This window comes from Sinorhizobium kostiense (assembly GCF_017874595.1).
Lineage (GTDB): Bacteria > Pseudomonadota > Alphaproteobacteria > Rhizobiales > Rhizobiaceae > Sinorhizobium > Sinorhizobium kostiense.
Window position 1 is genome coordinate 1 of sequence record NZ_JAGILA010000015.1, and the last position, 11130, is coordinate 11130.

The window sequence follows — 11130 nt, forward strand, 5'->3', positions numbered from 1 at the left end:
AAGGGTGAGCTGCGAATAGCAGAGCGACATCCAAAAATCTCCAAGGCGAAGCCTTTGTTTTTATTGGCATGTCGCACTTGGAAATAGAATGTACCTTTTAAGCCAAGAAAATCGCATAATCTGTCTTATGGAACTTCCGCAAGCCGCCCACAATCACCCCAGAGTGCTCGCCACTTCGTGCTTACGGCGCAATGTTCTTCCCGAGTGCGCATCGAACAAGTGCAATTTCCCGGCGCGGGGCGCGACGGCAATTTCCTGGCCTGGTTTGAAATCGTGACGTTCGGAGAATACCGAGACAAGCTCTTTGTTGCCGTACCGCAGAAACAACACGGTCTCCGAGCCCGTTGGCTCTGTTACGTTTACCGTAGCGCGGAGACCGCTTTCCGACAGGGACAGGTGCTCAGGCCTCACACCCAGCAGGACGAGCTGCCCATCGGCTGCCTCGGCCTCGAACCCAATCTCGATCTTGTCACCGGATTCGGTGACGAAGAGATTTCCATCCGCATGGTAGGAGCCTTTGAGGAGGTTCATGGAAGGCGAACCGATGAAGGTTGCCACGAAAGTGTTGTTGGGACGGTCGTAGACCTCCAGCGGAGTGCCGATCTGCTCGACATTGCCACCCTGCATGACGACGATCTTGTCGGCCATGGTCATCGCCTCGACCTGATCGTGGGTCACGTAGATTGTCGTCGTCTTCAACCGCTGGTGAAGCTCTTTGATCTCCTTGCGCATCTGCACCCGCAATTTTGCATCAAGATTCGACAATGGCTCGTCGAACAGGAAGACCTGAGGCGATCTGACAATTGCCCGCCCCATCGCCACACGCTGGCGCTGGCCGCCGGATAGCTGTCGCGGATAGCGGTCGAGATAGGGAACGAGATCGAGCGTCTCGGCGGCTGCCTGAAGCCGCTGCTTGATGACGTCGGGGGGCTGCTTCTGCAGGCGCAGCGCAAAGACCATATTTTCCGCAACGGTCTTGTGGGGATAAAGCGCGTAGCTCTGAAAGACCATGGCGATGTCGCGGTCCTTCGGCGGCAGGTTATTGACGACTTTGCCGCCGATCGAAACCGTCCCGCCCGTGACGCTTTCGAGCCCCGCGATCATGCGCAGCAGGGTTGATTTGCCGCAGCCGGAGGGTCCGACCAGAACGACGAATTCGCCATCTGCAATATCGATATCAATGCCGTGAAGCACATTCAGAGCGCCGTAAGCCTTCAGCGCCTTCGAAATCTTGACACCCGCCATCTCACTCCCATCAAGCTCGCAGCCGGGCGCTTCGCCCGCCGTTCTCAGACCTTTCCCGCGCAGATTCCATGAGACACTCGGGAGGGCGAAAAAGCCCCCTCACCCATGCCGAAAACCCTGACGCAGACCTCCTCCGTGAAACGTTTCATTTCCTGTTGACATTTTAACTTCGCCGTCTGATCCTCAGCGGCGTAGCCGAGAGGAGCGGTTTCAAGCAAGATATGAAACGTTTCATTTCTTGCTTACCAAATAGTTCCGCCAGTGGCCAGCACTAATATCATGCTGGCAAGAAGCGCCCGGCGGCAATGAGATAACACGTGGAGGAGGCTCTGATGAAAGTTGAAATATACGATGCATTGATGCGTTGTCAGGCAAGTCGCCGTGATGTCTTGCGCGGCACCGCCAGCGCTGCGGCGCTGCTTGGCGTCTCGAGTGTGATGGGCGGTATTCCTGGAATGGCTATGGCCGCGGATGATCTGCGGGCACAGATCCTCAAAATCCCCGGTGTCGGCAAGGGTGCCCCGACGGATGCCGACTGGCAGAAGGTGGGCGAGCTCTGCCTCGAACCGACCAAGGCCAATGTCGCAGCCGGCGAGTTTGCAGGCGTCGAACTGACCTTCATGGGCCTGAACAACCAAAACCTGCATAACTTCCTGTTCCGCGGCTTCCTCAAACCATGGGAAGCCTATACCGGCGCCAAGATCAACTGGATCGACCTGGCCCAGGCCGACTATAACGCACGCTTGCAGCAGTCGATCGCGACCGGAACCGTGGACTTCGACATCATTGAAATGGGCGCTCCGTTTGAAGGCGATACTGCCGGGCGTGGGCTCTTGGATGAGATGCCGGACTGGGTTGCCAAGCAGATCGAAGCCGACGACCTGGTGGATTACCTGAAGGCGCCCGTCGGAACCTGGGAAGGAAAAACCTATCGCGTCACAATCGACGGCGACTGCCACACCTTCGCCTACCGGAAGGACTATTTCGGGGAAGGTTCGATCAGCGGTCGCTCCGAACCGCCGAAGACCTGGCAGGAGGTCAACGAGGTCTCCAAGGCTCTGATCGGCAAGACGGATCCGCTGACCGGTTTGCCGGCCTATGGGTATCTCGACCCGCTGAAGGGCTGGGGTGGTTTCGGCTTCTACTTCGTCGAGAACCGAGCGACCGCATACGCGAAGTATCCGGGCGACCCCGCCTGGCTGTTCGATCCGGAAAACATGAAGCCGCTTGTCAACAACCCGGCATGGGTGCAGGCAATCCAGGATGTGATGGATCTGATCGCAGCCAAAGCCTATCCCTCCGACCAGATCAACGCGGACCCGGGTACGACCGCATTCTCGCAGTTCCTTGCAGGCACCGGTTCGATGCTGATGTGGTGGGGCGATGTGGGTTCGAGCGCCCGCACCTCCGACACCTCGGTTGTCGGCGATGTCGTCGGCTTCGGCATCAACCGCGGCTCCAGCCGCGTTTACAACCGCAAATCCGGCCAGTGGGAAGAGAAATACAACGAAGCACCGAACATGGCCTATATCGGCTGGGGCATCTACGTCACCAAGCGCGTGTCCGGCGACGAGAAGAAGCGCAAGGCTGCCTGGTCGGCAGCGGCTCATCTCGGTGGCAAGGACATCTCGCTCTGGACGTCTGCCTATCCGTCAGGCTTTCAGCCCTATCGCCAGTCACACTTCAACTACGACGAGTGGCAGGCGGCAGGCTACGATCGCGCCTATATCGAGGAGTATCTCGGCTCGAACGCCAACAGCTACAACCACCCCAATGCCGCGATCGAACCCCGTATACCCGGTATCTTCCAGTACTATTCGGTCGCGGAAGACGAGCTGGCGAAAGGCTTCGCCGGACAATACAAGTCGGCCCAGGAAACCGCGGACGCGATTGCCGCCGCCTGGGAAAAGATCACCGACCAAATTGGCCGCGAAAGCCAGCTGAAGCTCTATCGGGCAAGCCTCGGGCTTTAACGCCGAGCGACAAGCACTGGCGGGCGGATACCGTTACCGCCAGTGCTTATCCTGTCCGGCGGGGGAAAATAATGACGACGATTGAACGTGACTTGCTGCACACCGTTGAGGCGGACTCGATCTCTGCGGGCCGCCACTTCTGGGGCCGGGCAGCGCTATGGCTGAGCACGCTTTGGCTTGCCGCCTCCTTTGTTCTGCAGGCCGCCTATGTATCGGGGTGGATCACGTTCGGTTTCGAGAATTGGCGCCCGGTCCTTTATGCCTACGTACTGTGGGCGATTGTGCTCTGTGTCACCCGCGTCGTCCTCTACGGCGAGGCGGGAAAGAAGGCATTGTTCGTCTTGCCCGCCGCACTCTTCGTGGTGGCGATGGTCGTTTTTCCGCTGTTGTTCGCCTTATGGGTCGGCTTTTCCGACTGGAACCTCGCGTCGCTGACCGGGCGGAAGTTCAACGGACTGGACAATCTGCGCCGTATGCTGAGCGATCCCTTTTATGCCAATGCCCTTGTCAACATGGTGCTCTATTCCCTGGCCATCGCGGTTGAATACGCGATCGCATTCGGGCTCGCACTGCTGCTGAGCCAGGACATCGCCGCCCGGAAATTCTGGCGCGTCACATTCCTCGTACCTCTGATGCTGTCGCCGGTTGCAGTGAGTTGGATGGTCGGAAAGTCGATGCTGGAGACCCGCTTCGGGCCGATCGCCAGACTTGCCCGATGGCTCGGCTGGGAGAACCCGTCCTTCTTCGGCGATCCTCTGACCGCCAGGCTGTCCATCATGATCATGGACGCATGGACGTTCATTCCGTTCATGATGATCATGTTGCTCGCCGGACTGCAGGCCCTAAACAGGGAAGTTCTGGAGGCGGCGGAAGTGGATGGCGCAACGAAGTGGCAGCGCTTCTGGCAGGTTATTTTTCCGCTTATGCTGCCGGTCTCGGTGACGGCGGTCATGATCCGCGTCATCTTCAAGTTGAAGCTCGCGGACATCATCATCACGGTCACTGCCGGCGGGCCCGGCGGTGCAACGGATTCCGTGACGAGCTTCATCTACCGTGAATACCGGGATCGTTCGAACGTCGGATACGGCACCCTGCTTGCGATCATATACCTGATCATCATCGTGATCGGCATGACGATGCTCTTGAAGGTTTCGGACCGCATCGTGCGGCGAATGACGGGAAGGCTGTGATGGTAGCGATCGATCTTGACAAATACGCACGCGGCCAACGGCTTCGCTGGTGGGCCATGCGCTTCGTCGTCTATGGGCTTCTGATCGCCTGGGCGATCATTTGCATGTTTCCGCTTTTCTGGACGGTCTCGACCTCCTTCAAAACGGCTGCGGATGTGATGAAAGGCAATCTGGTGCCGTGGCTGGATTTCACCCCCAACTGGCTCGGCTGGCGCTCGCTAGGCCTTTCTCCCGATACGGTATTCAACGTGTCCACCGTGCGAGAGGAGTTCATGCGCAGGCTGTGGAACAGCGTCATCATGTCGGTTGCCGCCTCTGCTCTGGCGGTCATCCTCGGATCGCTCGCCGCCTATGGTCTCAGCCGCTTCTCCTACAAGTTCGGCTACATGCGCAACTCCGACATTTCGTTCTTCTTCCTATCGCAGCTCATTATGCCGCCGGTCGTGCTCGCGCTGCCGTTTCTTGTCCTCTATAAAGAGCTTGCGCTCCTGGACACGTATGTCGGCATGATCGCGGTCTATACGCTCATGGTGCTGCCGATCGTCATCTGGATCATGCGCGATCAATTCGCCACTGTTCCGGTGGAACTCGAGGAAGCAGCCCTGGTCGATGGTCTGTCGATATGGGGTGCGTTCCTGCGCATCATCGTCCCGCTGGTTCTGCCTGGCATGGTGGCCGCATTCATTCTGTCGATGATCCTGTGCTGGAACGAATACTTCTTCGCGGCACTGTTGACGTCCACCAACACCAACACGCTACCTGTAATGATTGCCAGCCAGACGGGCAGCCAAGGCATCAACTGGTGGTCCATGGCAGCACTCTCCACTGCCGGCATCCTTCCCCTGGTCTTCGTGGGCGTCCTTCTCGAGAAGCACATCATCGCCGGCATGACCGCTGGAGCCGTGAAGTAGGTTCGGCGGGGGCTCATCATGCGCAGGATGCCGACGGTCAAGGATGTCGCGGAGCAGGCCGGCGTTTCGGTGGGTACCGTTTCGCGCGTCCTTTCCGGAGAAACCTCGGTAAAGCCCTCGTTGCGTGAGAAGGTGAACGACGCCATTGCCGTCCTTGGATACCGGCCGAATGTGACGGCGCGAGCGCTACGCACGAGCAGGACCGAAGTTATCGGGCTGATCGTCCCCGACATCACCAATCCGTTCTTCGCGCAGTTGGCCGCGAGCGTCGAAAGCGCAGCGAGGGAGCGGAGCCACACGGTCATGCTGGCGAGCTCCCACAACGATCCGGAAGCCGAACGCCACCACATACTGGCTTTTCTCGATCGCTCGGTCTGCGGCATTATCGTGGCGGCTTCGAGCGGCCGTTCGGATCTCCCCTTGGAGCTGCCCGTCCCGATCGTCTCGCTGGACCGGCGCTTCGGTAATTACGCCCTGGTTTCGACCAACCATGCCCAAGCGGCCTCGCTGATGGCGGAGCATCTTTATGTGCTCGGACACCGCAAAATTGCCTATATTGCCGGGCCGCCGGACACGGAAGCCGCACGTGTGAGGCGCGAAGGATTCATCAATAGGCTCGCAGAGCTCGGCAAGACCGCCGGGCCGGCTGACGTGACGATCCTTGAGGGCAAGTTCGATTACGATTCCGGGGAGAGGATAGCCCGCGAGCTATTGTCGCTGCCGCCCGCCGACCGACCGACGGCGATCGCGGCGGCAAGCGACCAGCAGGCGATCGGCGCCCTGCGCGCAGCGCGCGACCTCACGATCGATGTTCCGCGCAAGCTGTCCATTGCGGGTTTCGATGACATCGCGCTTGCCAAGCTCGTAGTTCCTCGACTGACCACGGTGCGCCAGCCGGTAGAGAAGCTGGCCGCGCGCGCTGTGGAGTTTCTTTTCGATCAACCAGTCCTCGCCACGGACGAAATGATCGATGGTTCGCTGGTCGTACGCGGCTCAACCGGACCGGCCATTTCGATGAAACCGGATGAAATCAGAAAGCAACATAGGAAGCGGCCCGACGATGCGGCCGCCAACAAGGAGTGAACCATGCCCAACGGCATCAGAGCCGAGCTCAACGGGAACAGCGGCATTGTCATTCTAGGGATCTTCGCCGCCGACATGGCCTTTGCAGCCAAGCGCCTGCCCCACATCGCCGAAACCCTGCTCGGTTCGGATTTCAAGCTCGGGCCAGGGGGAAAGGGCTCCAACCAGGCGATCGCTGCGGCTAAGGCCGGCGGCAAAGTCACCTTCATTTCACGCGTCGGCAAGGATCCATTCGGCGAAATAGCGCTGTCAGCCTATGCAGCTGCCGGGGTGAACGCCAGTGTATTGCAAATGGAAGGTGTCTCGACCGGTGCCGCCTTCATCTTCGTCAATGAGGACAATGGCGAGAACGCAATCATCGTGGCGCCGGGCGCTGCCGGATTGATCGGCATCGAGGATGTAGAAGCCAACCGGGCTCACATCGAGAAGGCTGCGATTTTCATGACCCAGCTGGAACAGCCGTTGGAAGCGGCTATTCACGGCCTGAGGATCGCAAGGAGTGCGGGCGTCACGACGGTCTTCAATCCTGCCCCCGCCCAGACCATTCCGGACGAGATCTATGCGCTTTGCGACTTTGTCGTGCCCAATGAGGTGGAAGTCGCTCACATTGTCGGCCATGCCGTCGAAACCGATGACCAGGCCCGTGCCGCGGGCGACATTCTGCTTCAAAAAGGGGCAGGCTGCGCCATCATCACGCTCGGCGCGCGAGGTGCGCTTTATCACACAGCCCGACAGAGCGAGTTCATTCCGGCGCTTTCAGCAGGCAAGGTCGTCGACACGACCGGGGCGGGCGACGCTTTCCTCGGAGGTTTCGCCGCCGCTCTTTCGGAAGAGCGCGCCCCGGCCGAGGCGGTCCGCTTCGGCTGCGCCACCGCCGCAATTGCGGTGACACGGCCCGGAACCGCGCCCGCCATGCCGCTCCGCACCGAAATCGACGAGCTTTTGAGTTCGTCGTGAGGAGCGAAGGACCCCGGCCGCGTCCCTCGCCTAGCAACTAATAGGATGCTGGATACCTCAGAAGGACCGTGGCGCAGGATCCGCGAGATTGAGCTCTCCGCCGGCAATCTGGTAGATGGCGCAGGTCCGCTTCACCGATCCATCCGGCTGGAAGCGGAATGCCGCGGCGGCGCCAAGAAAGCCGTTCGGCGACAACAGGTTTTGCTTGTTTATAGCATTTTCGCCCTGCGTGCGCACAAGACCCGCAGCGAGCGCAATCACGTCGAAGCCGTAGGCCGCCTCCAGGTTTGCCGAGCGCTCGTAGCGTTGGCGAAAACTCGCGGTCATGCGTGAACCGTTTTCCGGCCCAAAGAGGCAAAGGTGACTCTGCGCGAGCTCCGGCCGGCCATAGACGGCAGCCGGCCAGCGGGAGCTTCCGACTATAAGGGCGTTCGGCGCTAGATAGCCATTCGACCGGAGCACCGAAAGCGCGCCCATCTCGCCCTCCCCGGCATTGACGAGAAGCACCGCGTCAATGTCCTTGAGCTTGTCTTTCAAACTCGCGTCACTGGAGAAAGGTGCTGCCGTCGTCAGCACCGGTCGTATATCGGAGTCGGCAAGCCCGCGGTCGAGACGTTGGCGCTCCGATGCGCTCGCGTCTGCAGGTAACAGCGCGACAAGGCGCTTGCGCCCCGCCCCGGAAGCATAAGCCGCACCTTCGACGGCGCTGTCGATGTGGTCCGAAGCGAAGGAGAAGCTTCCGTCCGCGCGTTCCGCCGCGCCGCCGCGAAGAAGGAGGACAGGGACGTCCTTCGCTCCTAACGCGTCGCGCACCGTGCCCGCCGGCACCTCCGCCGAGACGGCGACGAGCTTTACCCCCTCGCCTGAAAGCCTGTTCGCCGCATCGATCACCTGCTGTGGCGACCCGTCGGTGTTCTCGATCGTCAACGACAATTGACCGCCGCCGAGTTCTGCCACCGCAAGCATGGCACCGTCCCGAACGTCGCGCTCGCCCTGCTTTGCGCCGGCGCCGCTCATAAGGCCAGTGATCATTCCGATGCGAACTGGGCCTCCTCCGACGGTTTCCCGGGGCTTGAGCACTCGCTCGGCCTCGCGCCTCGCCTGCCGAGCTTGCGGCGACTCGATGGTGGCCGCATCCTCGGCGACGCCCTGGCAACCGGCCATGAGGCCGAGCAGGAGGACACCGGCCGCCCTGCCCGGGATTCCAGGCCCGGCACGTCTTGCCGACGAGAGAATGCTATGCAGGATTCTCTTCAATTCATGAACCGCAGCATCTTGGCGTGGAAGCAGTCGCATTTGGCGAGATAATCCTCATCACGCCAGCCGGATTGCAGATAGCCATAGGCCTTGCCGCAAGCAACCTTAGTTTCTGAGGCCCAGACGAATGTCGGTCTCGTTGAAGAAATCCACCGGGGATCGTCGGCGACGGCGATCGCGTGGTCCATGCGGGAAACCACTTCCTTTGTGAGGAAGGCAAGGTCCTGGCCCGCCGCCAACGAGGACGCGGCCAGCGTATCGCACTGCCGGGCCACCGGCGCGTAATCGATCACGAGATCTGCGGCATGATTTCCCGAAGCTGCCAGTAAAAACACTGCCCCGGCCAATATCGTCCTGGTCATCGAATCCCCCTCTGGAAACGCCGGCCCGCGTATATTGCCGCGAGCCGGACGGTTGTAAAGGTCTCGTCAGACTTCCCCCGCCGTCTTGCTGCCATGGTCGTCGTTGAAGAGTATCTTCACGACGTCTGTGCTGACGGAGAAGTTTTCGAGTACGGCCACCGTCTGCCACCCTGCGCCCCCGCTGCCATCCGTATCGACCTGCAGATTGGCATTCGCGCCGTCCTGCACGACTTGAACGTGTTGCTCGAGTGTATCAGGCGACAAATTGCCGAGAAGTTCCGACAGATCGACCACGTCGCCTTCGCTCGCATGATAATCGCTGATGACGTCGTGGATGCCGACCTGCAATTCGTCGTCGGCGATCACGAAAGTATCGGCGCCCGCGCCGCCGGTCAGCCTGTCCGAACCGTCCCCGCCATAAAGCTGATCGCCCAAGGCGCTGCCGGTGAGGGTGTCGTTGTAGTCCGAGCCAATAATGCCTTCGATATTCCGGTAAGTGTCAACGCCAAGGCCCACGGCAGTAAGATTTGCCACGGTGCTGCCAGACGACTGCACGAGCGAGAACGTCACGCCCGCAGTAGCGTCCGACAGGTCGAGAAGGTCCAGCCCGCCACCCCCGTCGATCGTGTCGTTGCCCGCGCCGCCGCTTAGCGTGTCGTTGCCGCCCCCGCCATTGATGACGTCGTTGCCACCGCGGCCGATGATCGTGTCGTCAAGGGCACCGCCGGTCAGATTGTCCGCACCCGAGGTGCCGTAGATGAGATTGGATTTTGTGTCATCCCCGACAACGACAATGCTGGGATCGCCCGGATCGAACTTCGAGAACTCAAATCTGAAGTAGCGCGCCTGTTCATTGCCTCCCTTTGTATCGTCATACTCGACTGTCCAGACATCGGTTCCCTGCGGCTCGTTTCCTGGAATCGCCAGGTACTGCGCCAGTGTCTGCGAAGGATTAGATGTGTTCCTTATGAGATCAAAATCCACTTCTGTTTTCATAAGACCGGTCGAAGCATCATAGGTCCAATTGTCCGGGTTGGCATCATTCGCAAATACTACCTGGAACTGTACCCCATCAACATAGATGAATACGTTAACTTGCTTTTCCAGGAAATTGCCATCCTGATCTTGGTTATTCACCGTCGCATAGGTGCCGGTTGGATCATCCGGCCCTTTTCTCGACCATTCCTGAAAATTAGTGAAGAGGGTGAGTGAACCATCAGATGGATCCGCACTGATTGCAGAAGCAAATGACGATCCGAGTACCGCGCCAGTTCTTGAATCGCGACCGGAAGTCAGCGGTCCACTATTGTCGGAGATAGTGCCAACTGGTCCCGGGATAGTTGTAGGTGCGACTTCGTTGATCGTCACCGAATAGGCAGTCGACTGCAAACCGTCGCTCGCGCTTAGGTTGAGGGAGACAGAAGGCGTATCGTTCACGGTCAGTGTCGGCCTGTAAACCAGGTCATGGAGCAGGTTGACCCCGTTTGCCGGATCATAGAGGACCGTCCCATTGGTCACCGCAACGTGATTTGTCCCATCGAAATAGTAAACGCCGGTCGGCGCATTCGTCGCCGTCACGACTACATGTTCGCCATCCACATCGGTTGGCGTCGAAACCATCAGCGGGTAACCACTCGAATACTCCGAGCCCTGTTGCGCTGGATCGCTCGGCAGCCAGACGCATGTACTTGCGACGACGGGCGCATCGTTGGTGCCGTTGATTGTCACCGTCACCGTCTGCGAGTCGGTCGCCCCGTGGGCATCGGTTACCGTCACCTCGTAGCTCAGCGTGATCGTTTCGCCGGCATCGAGAAATTGCACCAGAGAGTTGGGAACCTGATAGTTCCAGCCGCTTCCCGTAGCTGTGAAACCTGCAGTCAGGGCATTGATCTGCGCCTGCGTCAGCGTGCCATCGCTCCACACCGGTTGCCCGGCGGGTGCGCTGCTCACCGTCAGCGTGTCACCGGCATCCACGTCAGAGGTTGTGATCGTCCCGCTCGTCGATAGGTTTCCGACGATGACATTGACGTCCTCTGTCACCGCGCCGCTGGCCGTTGCGCCGATCACCGGCGCGTCGTTGGTGCCGTTGATGGTGATCGTCACCGTCTGGGTGTCGGTGGCGCCATTGTCGTCGGTCACCGTGACGACGAAG

At 59.9% G+C, this 11130-nt stretch carries 9 protein-coding genes; 5 read left to right on the plus strand and 4 right to left on the minus strand.

The features are described 5' to 3' along the window. Window positions 1–153 precede the first annotated feature (153 nt). Window positions 154–1245: an ABC transporter ATP-binding protein gene (locus J2Z31_RS28960; RefSeq protein ID WP_209607194.1), complete on the minus strand. Its 1092-nt coding sequence runs from the start codon at window positions 1243–1245 to the stop codon at window positions 154–156. A 332-nt stretch (window positions 1246–1577) separates the two neighbouring features. Here J2Z31_RS28960 and J2Z31_RS28965 point away from each other — a divergent pair, with 332 nt between their 5' ends. The 5 genes from J2Z31_RS28965 to rbsK all read left to right on the plus strand — a co-directional run bounded on the left by J2Z31_RS28965 (window position 1578) and on the right by rbsK (window position 7359). Then, window positions 1578–3218 carry an extracellular solute-binding protein gene (locus J2Z31_RS28965; RefSeq protein WP_209607196.1) on the plus strand — a complete coding sequence of 547 codons (1641 nt, stop codon included), beginning with the start codon at window positions 1578–1580 and terminating at the stop codon, window positions 3216–3218. A 71-nt stretch (window positions 3219–3289) separates the two neighbouring features. Further along, complete coding sequence (locus J2Z31_RS28970) at window positions 3290–4408, plus strand: carbohydrate ABC transporter permease (RefSeq protein WP_209607198.1); 1119 nt, start codon at window positions 3290–3292, stop codon at window positions 4406–4408. Further along, entirely contained in the window at window positions 4408–5319 is a 912-nt protein-coding gene (locus J2Z31_RS28975; protein ID WP_209607200.1) for a carbohydrate ABC transporter permease, read from the plus strand. The genes J2Z31_RS28970 and J2Z31_RS28975 overlap by 1 nt, the downstream gene beginning before the upstream one ends. 18 nt (window positions 5320–5337) lie before the next feature. Beyond that, entirely contained in the window at window positions 5338–6402 is a 1065-nt protein-coding gene (locus J2Z31_RS28980; protein ID WP_209607202.1) for a LacI family DNA-binding transcriptional regulator, read from the plus strand. Between the two features lie 3 nt (window positions 6403–6405). Then, window positions 6406–7359 carry a ribokinase gene (rbsK, locus tag J2Z31_RS28985; RefSeq protein WP_209607204.1) on the plus strand — a complete coding sequence of 318 codons (954 nt, stop codon included), beginning with the start codon at window positions 6406–6408 and terminating at the stop codon, window positions 7357–7359. Between the two features lie 57 nt (window positions 7360–7416). Here rbsK and J2Z31_RS28990 read toward each other — a convergent pair whose 3' ends face one another. From J2Z31_RS28990 to J2Z31_RS29000, 3 genes are all read right to left on the minus strand, one after another. Then, window positions 7417–8616, minus strand: a complete 1200-nt coding sequence (locus J2Z31_RS28990; protein WP_209607206.1) for an ABC transporter substrate-binding protein — start codon at window positions 8614–8616, stop codon at window positions 7417–7419. Next, window positions 8613–8978 (minus strand): hypothetical protein, encoded by a 366-nt coding sequence (locus J2Z31_RS28995; protein ID WP_209607209.1) that lies wholly within the window; start codon window positions 8976–8978, stop codon window positions 8613–8615. Before J2Z31_RS28995 ends, J2Z31_RS28990 begins: the two co-directional genes overlap by 4 nt. 66 nt (window positions 8979–9044) lie before the next feature. Beyond that, on the minus strand, window positions 9045–11130 hold a 2086-nt coding region (locus J2Z31_RS29000), incomplete at its 5' end, for a VCBS domain-containing protein (protein ID WP_209607210.1).